The 14791-nt window shown below is 60.5% G+C and carries 12 protein-coding genes; 5 read left to right on the forward strand and 7 right to left on the reverse strand.

Translation table 11 applies throughout. The features are described 5' to 3' along the window. The first annotated feature begins 657 nt into the window (after positions 1-657). Complete coding sequence (locus tag EWR20_RS00005; RefSeq protein ID WP_129358181.1) at positions 658-1647, forward strand: LLM class flavin-dependent oxidoreductase; 990 nt, start codon at positions 658-660, stop codon at positions 1645-1647. Between the two features lie 51 nt (positions 1648-1698). Here EWR20_RS00005 and EWR20_RS00010 read toward each other — a convergent pair whose 3' ends face one another. Then, positions 1699-3156 (reverse strand): amino acid permease, encoded by a 1458-nt coding sequence (locus EWR20_RS00010; protein WP_129358182.1) that lies wholly within the window; start codon positions 3154-3156, stop codon positions 1699-1701. Between the two features lie 156 nt (positions 3157-3312). On the opposite strand from EWR20_RS00010, the gene EWR20_RS00015 reads away from it, so the two are divergent. Continuing rightward, positions 3313-4764, forward strand: coding sequence for a carboxylesterase family protein (locus EWR20_RS00015; RefSeq protein WP_165000900.1), 1452 nt, complete (start codon positions 3313-3315; stop codon positions 4762-4764). Between the two features lie 2 nt (positions 4765-4766). Continuing rightward, complete coding sequence (locus EWR20_RS00020) at positions 4767-5186, forward strand: ChaB family protein (protein WP_129358184.1); 420 nt, start codon at positions 4767-4769, stop codon at positions 5184-5186. A 164-nt stretch (positions 5187-5350) separates the two neighbouring features. On the opposite strand, the gene EWR20_RS00025 is transcribed toward EWR20_RS00020, so the two are convergent. After that, positions 5351-6835 (reverse strand): MFS transporter, encoded by a 1485-nt coding sequence (locus tag EWR20_RS00025; RefSeq protein WP_129358185.1) that lies wholly within the window; start codon positions 6833-6835, stop codon positions 5351-5353. Positions 6836-7204: 369 nt separating this feature from the next. Here EWR20_RS00025 and EWR20_RS00030 point away from each other — a divergent pair, with 369 nt between their 5' ends. Beyond that, a complete protein-coding gene (locus EWR20_RS00030) occupies positions 7205-7717 on the forward strand; it encodes an asparaginase domain-containing protein (protein WP_129358186.1) in 513 nt (170 codons plus the stop codon). Between the two features lie 45 nt (positions 7718-7762). Here EWR20_RS00030 and EWR20_RS00035 read toward each other — a convergent pair whose 3' ends face one another. From EWR20_RS00035 to EWR20_RS00045, 3 genes are all read right to left on the reverse strand, one after another. Then, on the reverse strand, positions 7763-9418 hold the full coding sequence (locus EWR20_RS00035) for an FAD-binding dehydrogenase (protein WP_129358187.1): 1656 nt from the start codon (positions 9416-9418) through the stop codon (positions 7763-7765). Positions 9419-9601: 183 nt separating this feature from the next. Further along, on the reverse strand, positions 9602-10402 hold the full coding sequence (locus tag EWR20_RS00040) for a trimeric intracellular cation channel family protein (RefSeq protein WP_129358188.1): 801 nt from the start codon (positions 10400-10402) through the stop codon (positions 9602-9604). 181 nt (positions 10403-10583) lie between these two features. Next, positions 10584-10772, reverse strand: a complete 189-nt coding sequence (locus EWR20_RS00045) for a YegP family protein (protein ID WP_129358189.1) — start codon at positions 10770-10772, stop codon at positions 10584-10586. A 373-nt stretch (positions 10773-11145) separates the two neighbouring features. Between EWR20_RS00045 and EWR20_RS00050 the strand changes: the two genes are divergently transcribed. Further along, on the forward strand, positions 11146-12603 hold the full coding sequence (locus EWR20_RS00050; RefSeq protein WP_129358190.1) for an MFS transporter: 1458 nt from the start codon (positions 11146-11148) through the stop codon (positions 12601-12603). Between the two features lie 117 nt (positions 12604-12720). On the opposite strand, the gene EWR20_RS00055 is transcribed toward EWR20_RS00050, so the two are convergent. Then, positions 12721-13617, reverse strand: a complete 897-nt coding sequence (locus EWR20_RS00055) for an aldo/keto reductase (RefSeq protein ID WP_129358191.1) — start codon at positions 13615-13617, stop codon at positions 12721-12723. 67 nt (positions 13618-13684) lie between these two features. Next, the gene (locus EWR20_RS00060; protein ID WP_129358192.1) at positions 13685-14734 is read right to left on the reverse strand and encodes an HAD hydrolase-like protein; all 1050 of its coding nucleotides are present in this window, start codon (positions 14732-14734) and stop codon (positions 13685-13687) included. Between the last annotated feature and the right edge of the window lie 57 nt (positions 14735-14791).

The following is a 14791-nucleotide window of genomic DNA, read 5'->3' on the forward strand; positions in this document are numbered from 1 at the left end:
CGGACCATCATCACGGGGTGATGACACAAACATCCGCCGTGTCATGTTGAAACCAACAAGAATTCAAAAAATAAAAACTTCGGTACAACATTCAAACAAAGCACACTATTGAGTTCTCAAACAACAAACCACACACCCACCACAACCCCAAACAAGAGCCATGACCAATGCCGGTCGACACCACCGCGAGAATTTTGCGGCAACTTCTCTAACCTACCAGAACCAAAACCAGCCCGCAACCCCAACCCTGAAGCCCATCCCCCGAACCCCACCCAGGCCACTGAACACAGTGAACCCCAGCAAGAAAACCAGGAAACAAAACACAAGACGGTCACGCACCAAGAACCAGAACCGGCAGAACCTGTCAGAACAAGTCCCCCCGTGCCTCGCGGCGACAAGAAAAGACTTTACACACCCACAAACACCAACACCAACTCGAAACCACGTGAAACACGCCACACACCCCCACAACCCCAGCATGACGGGGAAGTAGACCCCAGCCCCCATACAGCCACGGTGAACCACACATCTACGGCCCAGAATCACCATCGGCCCCCGGGGCCGCATCGGATCTCTTCCTCCTAGCTGGTCCCGCGGAATTCCATAGCGTTCCGCAGCGTTAGGCAATGTAGATCAACTACTTCGAAAGGCAAGACCGTGCTCCCTCTGTCCCTCATCGATTTCGCAACCGTCTACGACGGCGAGACACCTCATGACAGCTTCAAGCGCTCCGTGGAAATGGCACGCAAGGCTGAAGACTTGGGCTTCTCCCGTATCTGGTACGCGGAGCACCACAACATGCCGCACATTTCCTCGGCCGCCCCGGCCGTGCTGATCTCCCACATCGCGTCGCAGACGGAGAGCATCCGTCTGGGCTCGGGAGGAGTCATGCTCCCCAATCACTCTCCGCTGGTCATCGCCGAACAATTCGGGACCCTCGCAGAGCTGTACCCGGACCGCATCGACCTGGGTCTGGGCCGCGCCCCGGGCACGGACATGAAGACGATTCAGGCGCTCCGAAGGGACCCGCAGGATGCGGAGCGCTTCCCCAGCGACGTCGTCGAGCTACAGGGGTACCTCGAAGGCAAGTCCCGGATTGAAGGGGTTCAGGCGATCCCGGGACGGAATACCAACGTCCCGCTCTACATTCTCGGTTCCTCGCTCTTCGGAGCGCAGCTCGCCGCGCAACTCGGGCTTCCCTACTCCTTCGCCTCGCACTTCGCCCCAGCGGCCCTCGAACAAGCCACGACGACGTACCGACAGAATTTCCAACCCTCCGAGCACCTCTCCGAGCCGTACGTCATCGCCGCAGTCAACGTGACCGCCGCCGACACGAGCGAGGAGGCGGCCGAGCAAACCCGGCAGGTCCAAAGGAAGCGTGTGGAATCCATGGTCGGTCGCGGGCGGCAGCTCACGGAGTCGGAGCTCGACATGCTGGTTCATTCTCCCGCGGGGCAGCAGATCATCGAGATGCTTCGATTCACCGCCCAAGGCACGGGCGACGAGGTCAAAGACTACCTCGACCGCTTCGCCAACGTGGCTCAGGCGGACGAGCTCATGATTTCCCTGCAGTCTCCGTCCACTGCGGAATCGTCGCGATCCATGGAGATCCTCGCCGACGCGTGGGGACTGGCCGACGCACGATAATGATTCGGCCGCGACCCGCCTCTTCGCCGGTCGTGGCCGAATCCGACCCCTTTACTCGCCGGCGCGATTCTCGACCTTCTGAATCGCCGCAGTGTTCGGCGGCAGATCGTTGAACTCGGAAGCATCCTTGTTCCGGACGAGCACCTTGGTGAGTATCGCGATCACGCAGATGAGGATTGTGGTTGCGATCAGTTGGATCCGGACCTCCTGGTCGGTCAGCCCGAGAACCACGATTGCGGCTACCAGAACCAAAGCGAGATACGAAGCCCAGGGAAATGCCCACATCCTCAAAGGCAGTTTGCGGCCCTCGCGGTCCGCACGCTTGCGCAGAATAATCTGCGAAATCAGCGCAAAGGTCCACACCGCCAAGATCGTGGAGCCAATGATATTGAGCATGATGTTCAGGATGACTTCGGGCCACAGGTAATTCAGGACGACCGCGACGAACCCGCCGATCACTGACAGGATCACCGCCGGATAGGGGACACCTTTGTCGGTAATGGCCGCGAATCGGCGAGGAGCCGAACCACGCCGGGCCAACGAATAGAGCATGCGTGATCCGCCGTAGATATTCGCGTTGAGTGCCGAAAGCAACGCCAGCACAATGATCACTGTCATGATGTTTTCGGCTCCCGGCAAGCCCGCAACGTTGAGAACCGCAACGAAAGGACTGGCGGACAGGCTGTCATCGTCCCAGGGCATTACCAGAACCATCACTGCGACGGCCCCGACATAGAAAACCAGCACGCGAACCAGGATGGTCCGAATCGCGCGGGTGACATTCTTTGCGGGTTCGCTCGTCTCTGCGGCCGCAATGGTCGCCAGCTCCGTGCCGCCGAATGCGAAGATCACGACGAGCAGGGCCGCGGCCACTCCGGAAACTCCATGCGGCATGAAGCCGCCGTGATCGGTCAGATTGCTTGTGCCGGGGGAAGGAACCGGAAGAACGTTGATGAGCATCAGCACCCCCACCACCAAGAAGGCCACCACGGCAAGGACCTTCAGCAGCGCGAACCAGAATTCCGTTTCCCCTAGGGTTTCCACGTGCAGCAAGTTCACGACAGTGAAGACGCACATGAAGACCAAAGCGAGAACCCACTGCGGAAGCACGGGCCAGGCTTCGTTGACGATCTGAGCGGCCGCCGTCGACTCTGCGGCCACGACGATGACCATTTGAAACCACCACAACCATCCGAGCGCCCGGCCAGCGGTGGGACCTAACGCTTTGCCTGCATAGGTCGAGAAGGAACCGGAAGCAGGATCCGCCGCAGCCATCTCCCCCAACGCCCTCATCACCAGGACCAGGAGCAGACAGCCTACGAGATAGGAAATAATGACGGCCGGGCCTGCGGCTTTGATAGCGGAACCGGTGCCGACGAATAAACCGGTGCCGATTGCCGAGCCCAGGGCCATCATCACGAGGTGACGCGATTTGAGGCTGTTGTTCGGCTGATCGACCATCTGACTGGAGCTTGTGACCCCTTCGGGCGAGTGTGATCTATAACTCATGAAGCTCGACAATACCGGATCGTATCTGATTTAAGCGACCGATCGGTCAGTATTTTCTGAACGACTTTTCCGCCGCTCCTCGACCCGCTCGAATATCAGGTGATGGCACGGCCTTCTCTGTGTTGCTTCCTAGCTACACGTCCTAGACTCGAAAGCATGACGGATACCAGCAACGGAACTGCTCTCCCCCTCACTCGGAAGGCCGAACAGCCATCGGCCCAAGCTGGGGAGAACCTCCCCGGACCGTGGGATTCAGTGAGTTCACCGGCAGGAACGTTCCTCACCACCCGTGTGGGCGGCGTCGTGAAGGCATGGGGCATTCGATACGCTCGAGCCGAACGCTTCGGAGCGCCGATCCCCTACGTCTACAACGAGCCATTCACCGCAGATACGCCGTCCCCGGCGTGCCCTCAGAGATGTGAAGAAACCGATGTGGAAACGCAGAGGCTCGGTTTTGACGAGCACTGCCAACGACTGAGCATCACCAGGCCGGAAAATCGCCGCTCAGGATTGCCCGTCATGATCTGGATCCACGGCGGCTCGTATATCGGCGGCGCGGGGGATCTGCCCCATTACGACCCCACGGTCATGGTCCAGGAACAGGACCTCGTGGTCGTGAACGTAACCTACCGTTTGGGCCTCTTCGGATACCTCGGCGACGGCCGGACGCGCGAGGCCAACCCCGGCCTGTTGGACCAGGTCGAGGCCGTCAAATGGGTGCACAGAAACATCGAGGCATTCGGTGGAGACCCGGAGCGCATCACGATCGCGGGGCAGTCCGCCGGTGGCCACGCATGCTGGGACCTGTTGATGGTTCCCGAGATCCAGGGCATGATCAAGCGCGCGATCCCGCAGAGCGCGCCCCTAGGAATCGTGCACGGACGACGGCGCGCATGGAGCGCCATCACCCCCGGGCCGGAGAAAACCGGGCGCATGCGGCAGGCCACGACCACGGAATTGGCGGAGGCCGAATCGGTTATTAACCGGAAAGCCGCACTCCGCGGCCGTGCGTCTCTCATGCCCTTTTCGTCGCGGTACGGGCAACGCCCGCTGCCGCAAGAACGGGACCTCAAAGGCCGCTGGAAACAACTTGCGGGAAAGGTCGACGTCCTCATGGGCACAACGGCTCGCGAATCGGCTCTCTTCACCGGCAGGGTGCCACCCCTGAAATTCCTGATGGGGCTTCGCTGGGGCAGGAAAGGCCTCGTCGAACCCGTGGTCCGCGCGACCACGCAGCTGATTTACGCCGCTGACAATGCGATATGGACTCAACGCCTGGCCAACGCCGGGGGCCAGGCCGGACTCTACCGTTTCGTCTTCGGAAAGCCGGACGAAGCCCTCTCCTGTTGTCATGTCTCCGAGTTGCCACTGCTGTTCCCCGGCACGGCCTGGACGGAGAGCGAGGAGAATGCAGGCGCCGGAGTCACCGGCCCGACCATGATGGCAACCTACGATCCGGAAGCTTTCGACGAAGCCGGTCGCGCCCTTCGCGCAGTCTGGGCCGGATTCGTGCGAGACGGTTTCGCATCGAAGGATGTTCACGAAATCCCAGGGGTCCTGGAGCTGCTGCCGCCTCACAAACCACGCAAGAATCAGCAAAGGAGCTAATCATGCCCAAGACCAATCAGAATGGACAACCGATCCGGAGCGAACTTCCGGACACCATCAAGAAGTCGGATCAAAAAGCCCAGGATACATTTGCTGAGACTTACGATTCGGCGATGGACCAATACGGCGATGCCCGGCGCGCCGCCCAAACCGCTTATGCGCAGCTCAAGCACACGCACGAGAAGGTCGGCGACAAGTGGCAGGAGAAGAAGCAGTACGGCGACTCCGACGAACGCGCGGAGTCCTCGCGGCGCGGCATGGGCGAAACGGCCGGGGGTGTGGACGCCAACGCATCCAAGGAACACCTGTACAACAAGGCTCAGGAACTCGGCATCGACGGTCGTTCCAATATGAACAAAGACGAACTCGTCAAAGCGCTCGAGAAGGAGAGCCAGCGCAGAACCTCGGGGTCGTCGCAATAGAGGGTTCAGGCGGCGTCGTCACGCCAGGATGACGCGGTTCGAGGCTTCCACGACCCGATAGAAGGCCGAACACGCAGAAAAACGGGGCCGACCTCAGCGAGGTCGGCCCCGTTTTCCGAGTGTTCTTCTCAGCGCACCGGATCAGACAGAAGATTCACGGATCATCAGTGAGCCCCTTCTTTATCGGCTCGAGGATCATCCACGATGTCGATCGGCATGGTTGAGAGGTCGTACTTGTCGTTCTCTTCGATGTTCTCGATGACCTCGGACACCTCGTACTCTTCCTCAACCGCCGGCATGGATCCGTGCAGGTTGTGCCCCGAGGTTTCCTTCATGAAGTAAACGCCGATGGCGCCCACGATGCAGGCGAACATGATGTAGTACGCGCCCATGAGATCGGAATTGAAGATGTTCTGCAACGCGGTGATCACGAAGCCCGTGGTACCGCCGAAGATGGCGACCGCAAGGTTGAACATGATGCCCATCGCGGTGTAGCGAACCTTGGTGGGGAATAGCGAAGGTAGCGCCGATGCCTGAATCGAAACCTGGAACATCATAATGATGCCCATGATCAAAAGACCGAGGAACGTGGACCAGGTGTGGCCCATGGTCATCAACGCGAAGGCCGGAATCGACCCGATCACGCCGATCACGCATCCGGTCAACATGACAGGACGACGCCCCACACGGTCCGAGATGGCCCCGAACAGCGGCAGGCTGACCGAAACGATAATCAGAACCGGCACCAACAGGGCATTGCCGTGCAGGGTGTCGTATCCCAAGACGTCGGAGAGGTACTCGGGCATGTACGTGGTCACGGCATAGCCGACGACCTGGGCGCACATGACCATTGCCGAACCGATCAGCAGGTGCGGCCAATGTCCGCGGACGACCTCGAGAAGCTCGTCCTTGATGGACTTCTCCTCCTGCTTGGCCTCCTCGTCCTGGGCGTCCATCTGCGCCTCGAAGGCGTGAGACTCCTGGATATGGCTACGCATGTACAGGCCCACAAGGCCCAAGGGAAGCGCTACCCAGAAACAGATGCGCCAGCCCCAGTCCGTCATGAACTGTTCGCCACCGACGACCTCGATGACGGTCGCGAGCGTGGCGGCCGCGGCGAAACCGAGGTAGGAGCCGAAGTCCAGGAAGGAGCCCCAGAAGCCACGACGCCGGTCGGAGGCGTACTCGGCGATGAAAGTTGCGGCACCGGCATACTCGCCGCCGGTGGAAAAACCCTGCACGAACTTGAGCAGGACCAGAAGAATGGGCGCAAAGACGCCAATGGTCGAGTAGCCCGGGAGGCAACCGATCAAGAAGGTGCCCAGGGACATCATGAGGATCGTGAAGGCCAGAACCTTACGTCGACCGATCTTGTCACCGATCGGACCGAGAATCAGGCCACCCAGCGGGCGAACCAGGAAGGTCACCGCGAGTGTTGCGAAAGTGGCCAAGCTATCCCACGGAGCGGGCAACGGGAAAAACACCAACGCGATGTAGGTCATCACGTAGGCGAACACGCCAATGTCGAACCACTCCATGAAGTTCCCCAGGAGGGTCGCTCGGAGCGCCTTTTTCATCTCGGCCTGGTCGACTACGTGGACATCGTCAGCGGTTAGTGAAGGTGATTTAGCTGATTGAGAATCACTCATAAGTACGCTTTCTTTTCGACAAACGGGTGCCACTGTACTCTCTTGGCTCAGGTGCGCAACCGGTCCTGAAGCCTGCAGCATGCCTCCGCGGAGACTCCGACGACCTTTTCCTATGCCCCGGGGAAGCCGGACAATTCCACCGTTTCCCCTTATCAGAAGGAGGTTGAGGGGACATTGCACGCTGCCTCCGGCAGACGGTGAGTGAACTTATCAGCTGGTCCGAAGATTTTTTGGGATTGACGTGCTCAATGTGTTGCACACCATGCGCGAGCCTCGGTGTCGCCGCCGGTTCGGCTCCCGGATAAGCTGATCACGTCACTGTTCCGTGCCAGGCCGAGCGACCATCAACAACAGATCCTAGGAGCTACCGTGCCCGTACCCAGCCATTCGGAAAAAGTCCTCGTGCTGACCACCGGCGGAACGATCGATAAGTTCTATTCCGTTGCGGGAGAGCTCGAGATCGACAAGCCCACGATCGGGGCCATCCTTGATCAAGCGGCCACCAATGTGGAGACCGAAATTCGCCCGGTGGTCGCGATCGACAGCTTGGACATGACCGACGAGCACCGGGATCAACTCGTCGAAGCCTTGGCGGACGCCCAGGAGCGCAGGATCGTGATCACTCACGGGACCGACACGATGCCCGAAACCGCTGACTATCTCCGGCGAAGCCCGGCGGCCATCGAAGGCAAGACGATCGTCCTGACCGGGGCCATGCAACCGTCCTGCATGCGACTGACCGACGCTCCTTTTAACGTGGGCGCCGCCGTCGCGAGCGCACAGCTCTTGGAACCCGGTGTCTACATCTCGATGAGCGGCCGGATCTTCGAGGCCGGGGCCGTCTCCAAGGACCGCTCTCGCGGCGTCTTCGTCGATAAGTAATGCCTCAAAAGCCGGACTAAGGGACTATCGGCAGATGCCGAGGGGTTACGAGACGGCGGAAGCGGCCGCCCTCCCGGCAACCCTCCCCGAGAACAGACAGCCTCCCAAGAACGTTCCTTCCAGCGCGTTGTACCCCATCATGCCGCCGCCCCCGAATCCGTTGACCTCGCCAGCGGCATACAGCCCGGGCATCGGGGAGCCGTCAGCGAGCAGACACCGCCCCCGTAAGTCAGTTTCGAGACCACCCAGCGTCTTACGGGTCAGGATATTGAGGCGAACGGCAATCAGGGGGCCGTTCTTGGGATCCAGGAGCCGATGGGGAACAGCGGTCCGGAGAATTCTGTCTCCGCGGTGTTTGCGATGGGAACGCATCATCGTCAGCTGGGCGTCCTTGCCGTAAGGGTTCACCAGCTCCCGGTCTCGGTCCTCCATCAGCACGCGAAGGTAATCGACGTCGACCCACTTTCCGGGGTCCCCCACTCGGTTCATTCCTTCCACGAGTTCCTCGAGTGAATCGGCGACGACGAAGTCCTCGCCATACCGTTTGAAGTCCTCAACCGGCCCAGGTGCCGTTTTGGCTCCGATGCGCGAGACAAGAAGCTTGATGTCCTTGCCGGTCAGGTCCGGGTTCTGCTCCGATCCGGAGAGAGCGAACTCTTTCTGGATAATCTTCTGTGTCAGCACGAACCAGCTGTACTCATGTCCGTTGCGCCGGAGGTGTCCGAGCGTTCCCAAGGTGTCGCACCCGGGATAATAAGGGCCGGGCAAGCGCTTACCCTCGGAATCGAGCCAGAGGCTCGACGGTCCGGGAAGAATACGAATTCCATGGTTTTCCCAGATAGGGCTCCAGTTGCGAATGCCCTCCACGTAATGCCACATACGGTCGGAATTGATGACATTGGCTCCCGCAGCCTGTGCGATGCCGAGCATCCGGCCGTCCACATAGGCCGGAACCCCGGACACCATGTGCTTCGGCGGCGTTCCGAGCCGCGTGGGCCAATTCTTGCGCACCAGATCGTGGTTGGCTCCGATACCCCCGGCCGTCACGATGACCGCTTGGGCCGTGAGCTCGAAATCGGCAACGACGTCGCGATTGCTCGGCGCGCCTCGACGCGTGAGGTCAGGGGCGAGTTCGGAGCCTCGAACACCGGCAACTTCCCCGTTGGTCACCACCAGTTCGTCGACACGGTGCCTGAAAGCAAAGCGAAGCTTTCCCGACCGGACATGGTCGCGACAACGGCGTTCGAAAAGGGCGAGGAGGCCGGGGCCAGTCCCCCAGGTGATGTGGAAACGGGGTACGGAATTTCCATGACCTTCGGCTCGTCCATCTCCCCGTTCCGCCCAGCCGATAACTGGGATGACGCGGTGACCCATCTGCCGCAACCATGCTCTTTTCTCCCCCGCGGCGAAATCGAGATAGGACTCGGCCCACTGCTTGGGCCAATAATCGCTGTCTCGGTCGAATTGCGCCGACCCCATCCAATCCTGACGGGCCAGCTGAAGAGAGTCCTTGATGCCCATTCGTCGTTGTTCAGGTGAATCGACGAAGAACAGCCCGCCCAATGACCAGTACGCCTGACCTCCTAGGGATTGCTCGGGTTCCTGATCCAACACAATGACGTTGTGCCCGGTATCAGCAATTTCCGCGGCGGCAACCAAGCCCGCCAGCCCCGCCCCGACGACGATGACGTCTGCGTCCATATCCCCTGCCTATGACGTAAGTTACTCTTTTCGGCCATGCTACTCATGGGCAGGAGCACGAGACGTGCGCGCGTCACGGGTGGGACGCCTCAGTGCCATTCCGAGGAGTCGGAATCGGCATCGTTGGCGCGGGCGCTCGCTCGAATCATCGGGTTCGGTCGTGCGGCCAAGCCTTGTGCCAGATCATTGACGACGCCTGAAATGGCGCCTCTTCTTTTCCCGATGAGCCCGGACCTGCTCCTCCGTGATGGCGTCTAGGTTCTCCGTCAGAGGCTGACCGGGTGTCCAGCCTTCCAGTCGTTGCGAGCGGCGGGGGTGAGAGGCAAACGAGAAGCTGAGTCGCGGGCGAGGAACCTTGAGCTCGATGGGCTCCGGAAGGCGCCAGTTACGCCATCGGGCCAGGATTCCCACCGTGCCGCACGTCAGAATGGACACGAGCATTCCCAAGTTGGGACGATGCAGGACTTCCGAGAAAAACGCCATTTCTAGGCCGCCGAAGAGTGCAATCGTCGCATAGAGGGAGCTGCCGCCGAATATGGAGGGGATGCGGTTGACCATGACGTCACGAATCACCCCTCCGCCCACTGCAGTAGTGACCCCGAGCATCACAGAAGGAATCCAGTGCAGACCGAGCATGAGGGATTTGGATGTACCCGTGGCGGCCCAACAACCCATGCCAATGAAATCGACAACGATCAGGGCACGATCTGCCCACCTGGCGCCGAGATCAATCGTGTACGCAAGGATCGAGGCCACTATTGCCGCAATCCAGTATCCGCCGTCCGTCAACGCTATCGGGAATCCGGTATTCAGGAGCACATCACGGATCAAGCCTCCGCCCATGCCGGTGACGATGGCAAGCATCGCGAACCCGACGACGTCGAACCTGAACGCTCGCGCGAGCGCGCCACCCAGGAGGCCATTTGCAAGGACCGCCGAAACGTCGACGGCTCGGAACCAGATACTCGGATCCCAATCGGTCACCCTGGGCCACCTGCTTTCCGACGCGGTGTGCCCGAGCCAGCCTCAGGCACACCTTGATCTTAGTGAGCGCAGGCCTGCAGGTGAACGGGTTGACGAATATTGCGGCGATCGTTGATCACGACAGGATCCCGATGGCACGGCCTATCGGGCCCCACCATCGGGACGCGTGGACCAAGTTGTCTCACTCTTCCTTGTCGAGGTGGGTCACGGTCGCGCCTTCGGCAGCACGCTGCACGGCCGCAACCCCCTTCTTGACCGAGGCGAGGGATTCGTACCCCTGGCCCGATGCGACGACTTCGCCATTGCCAGCCTTCAGACGAAAGCGGAATTTGCCGGCCTTGTCCTCGTAGATCTCGAATTTCCCTGCCATGGTGTGCTCCTTGTGACGGGTACGTCGGTTACAGGCACGAGACTAGACCCAGATCACATCGCATGGGAATATATTTTGGGTGAATTCTTGATGCTCTTGCATCTCAGGGTGGCCCAAGAGGAAAATTTGGATGAGTTTGCACACAGATAACAAGCACGCTGATCAGTGGCTGGCGCCACATGCGTGGTCTCTTATCTGCTGTAGCGTCACCAGATAAGAAGGGGAGGCAAAGGACTTCCGAGCCTCGGATTGGCGACGTGCACCTGGTACATAGCGTTCCAATGCGTTGTAGTGTCGGCTATCAGCATTCAATTTTGAGCCCGGCTACGCACCTTGAGCCAGGGCAATTGCCCTTTATGGAAGGTTGTAAGACATGTTTGGACCCGAGAACGTTCGTCGGCGCTGGAGCGTCGACGAAGTCACGGTCACCAAGCCGAATATCATTAAGCGCGCTATCGGAGCGGCCGCCATCGGCAACATCACCGAGTGGTACGACTTCGGCGTCTACGCGTACCTCCAGGTCACTATCGAGAAGGTCTTCCTCCCCGATCTTGACGGCGCGATCGGCAAGGTCATCACGGCGGCACTGTTCGCCGTGGCCTTCTTGGTCCGCCCGATCGGAGGCATGGTTTTCGGTCCGCTGTCGGACAAAATCGGCCGCAACAAGGTTTTGGCCATGACCATGATCATGATGGCCCTGGGAACCTTCGCCATCGGCGTCTTGCCCGGCTACGCCACCGTGGGCCTGTGGGCCCCCTTCTTGCTCCTCGCGTGCCGCCTGTTGCAGGGCTTTTCCACGGGTGGTGAGTACGGAAACGCGATGACGTTCATCGCCGAGTACGCTCCCGACCGGCGCCGTGGATTCTTCGGCTCGCTCCTTGAGGTCGGCACGTTTGCCGGCTACCTCCTCGGCGCGACAATCGCGACCGTCATGACCGGCGTGCTGACTGACGACCAGATGCTCAGTTGGGGCTGGCGCCTGCCGTTCTTCGTCGCACTTCCACTCGGCTTCATCGGCGTTTACCTTCGTTCCAAGCTCGCGGACACTCCCGCCTACCTTCAGCTCGAGAAGGAAGCGGAGAAGACCGGAAAGTCCAACAAGGAAGAGGGCCAGAAGGGCCACGAGTTCAAGAACATTTTCAGGTTGTGGCCATCGATGCTCCTCTGCGTCGGCCTGGTTCTCGCGTGGAACATCACCAACTACATGCTGACCTCGTACATTCCCACGTACTTCGACTCCGTCAAGGAGATCCAGGGCAGCGGCGGTGTCTCTGAGCTCACCTCGCAGATCCTTCAGATCATCGTCATGGCGATCCTGCTGGTCACCATTCCGATGCTGGGCAAGCTCTCGGACCGGGTGGGCCGTAAGGCTGTCATCGTAGCCGGTTCGCTCGCATTGATCGTGCTCTCGATCCCGTCGGTACTTCTGATCCGCGGGCACAGTGACCTGACGGTTCTGGTCGGCCTGATCATCATGGGGCTGAGCCTCATTTGCTTCAGTGCCACGATGCCCTCGACACTGCCTTCGCTGTTCCCGACCCTGGTACGTGCGGGCGCCTTGTCGATTGCGTTCAACATTTCGATCTCTCTGTTCGGCGGAACGACTTCGACCGTCATGAACTGGTTGGTCGGCAGTTCTGGGAACCTGATGTGGCCCGCCTACTACCTCATGGGAGCGGGAGTGATCGGGCTGGTCGCGGTCTACTTCACCCCAGAGAGCAACGGTCGGCCACTGTGGGGCTCGACACCCTCGGCGGAGTCCAAGCCCGAGGCCCGCGAACACGTCGCCGACCTCAACCACGAATACGACCTGGAGAAGGCCCGGAGCTAAGCTTCCGGACGTTCCCACTAGGGCCAGGACCTTGTGAGGATCCTATGGGTGCCGGCGCGGGCGTTTGAGCCCTCGCCACCGTAGGAGTTCTCCGAGGTCCTGGCCCTAGTTCGTGGTCTATCCTTCGAGACGTTCCAGCATTTCGGGGGTAAGGGCGAGGGCTCCGGCGGCGAGATTTTCCTCGAGATGTTCGACGGAACTGGTTCCGGAAATGACCATGGTGTTGGAGGAATGGGTCAGGAGCCACGCGAGCCCCACTTGCTGAGGTGTCGCCCCCAGCTCGCGTGCTACGTCGACGACGCCCCCGTCTTCCGTCACTCGAGGCAACCCGAAGAATTCGCCGCCTCCACCGAGGGGGAAATAGGGGATCCACGCCGCACCGTGGGCGCAGGTCAGCTCCAAGAGCCGTTCGTCATGCCGGTCAAGTAGGTTGTAGATGTTCTGCACCGCGAGGATTCCGGCGGGCAGCGCCGACTCGACCTGCTCCGGTGTCACGTGGCTCAGGCCGATGCCACGAATCTTGCCTTCCTCGCGCAATGAGATGAGTTCGGTCAGCTGATCTTCCAGCGGAACACTCTGAACTTCATCCACGATCAGGCCCGGCTTGAAATCCATGCGGCGCATGTATACGAGGTCCAGGTAGTCTGTCTTCAGAGATTCGAGATTCGCCTCCACCGACTCTCTCAATTCCCTGGGCTTTTGTGCCGCGGCCATGGGGACTTTCCCGCCCGTGACCACACGCGCCCCAACTTTGGTAGCAAGGAACACGTCATCACGCCGATCGGCGAACGCTTCCGCCAGCAAGCTGTTGGAATGGCCCGCACCGTAGAAATGAGCCGTATCGAACATCTGAACACCGAGTTCCAAGGCTCGTTGCAAGAGATTCACGGATTTCTGCCGATCGTCCGACGAATCGCTAGCTCGCCCCAGGCTACCCATTCCGTAGCCCATACGGGATAGCCTCCGGCCGTTCAGGTCGATTATTCCTCCGGGATTGCTGCCTGATGTTGTCATGTCGTCTCCTCGGGTAGCTCTGACCAAGCTGATCGTTTCAGATTAGGACCGAAGGGTTGGGACGGAGTCAGTGTTCTCCGAAAGCCGTGGCTACGTCGGCCACGCTCGGCAATACCTGCGGCCGGTGACCTTCAGGGGCGGCATCCCTGGGGAGATCCGATTCGATACCGATGTAGTCGAGTCCGGCTGCGAGGGCCGCCGTCCGGTCAGCCAGGGAATCACCCACATACACGGTTTCCGAGGCGCCAATGCCTTTTCCCGAGAGCAAAGACAACAGGTCGCTGAAGACGCGTCCGTCGGGTTTGTGGAAGCTAGAACGATCGGCCCCTTGGATCCCAAGAAGACGGTGCGTGGGGAATCCAAGGCGCTCGAGGTCAGCGACCGCGAACTCGGTGTTCGTGGAAGTCACTACGCCGACTTCCACGCCGCGGTCCAGCAGAGTCGTGACCGTACGAACGGCACCGCCAATCTCGGTTTTGAGATAGTCCGCGGCAATGGACTGATTGTCCGCGCGCATTTGGTCGACGGGGGCGGAATCCTGGTACAACCGGGCAATCATGGCGTCGAAGGGCATGCCCCACGCTTCAGAGAGCGCATCTTCGGTGAGGTCGATTCCGTAAAAACGTCTGGCTACCTCCTGGTGATGCTTCCACTTGACCACCCTGGTCTGTACCAGAGTGTCGTCCAGGTCGAACAGAATCGCTCGTGGCTCGTGGCTTTCCCGCCGAACCAGGCCCTGGGCAGCCAGGTCCTCGACGACGCCGCGCGCCCCCTCCGAGAGCAGACCGTCGTCCTCCGCGGTGACCCACGTGATCTCCTCGATCTCGGACGAGGGGACGATATTGCCCTCGTGTTCGGCTCCGTAGCACGTCAGCCGAACCGTCGTTCCGGACTTTCCGTGGGCCTCGGCCTCGTGGGTGAGGACATGGCGAATCCCGTTCTTGACGATCCGGACGGCCAATTCCTCGCGGACCTCGCGCGCCAGGGCGTCGGCATCGCCCTCCCCTTGTTCCCGCTTGCCACCGGGTACATAAAAGGCCCGCTGCCCATGAGAACGAGCGACGAGGAGCCGTCCGTCGACGATGTTGATCCACGCGAGCTTGTCAATGAGTTTCACGGGCGCAATCCTTTCGGTGGGGCCCTGTCCAGGCTATATCGGATGCACCGGGGCCCG

The sequence above is a fragment of the Rothia uropygioeca genome, assembly GCF_004136585.1.
Classification (GTDB): domain Bacteria; phylum Actinomycetota; class Actinomycetes; order Actinomycetales; family Micrococcaceae; genus Rothia.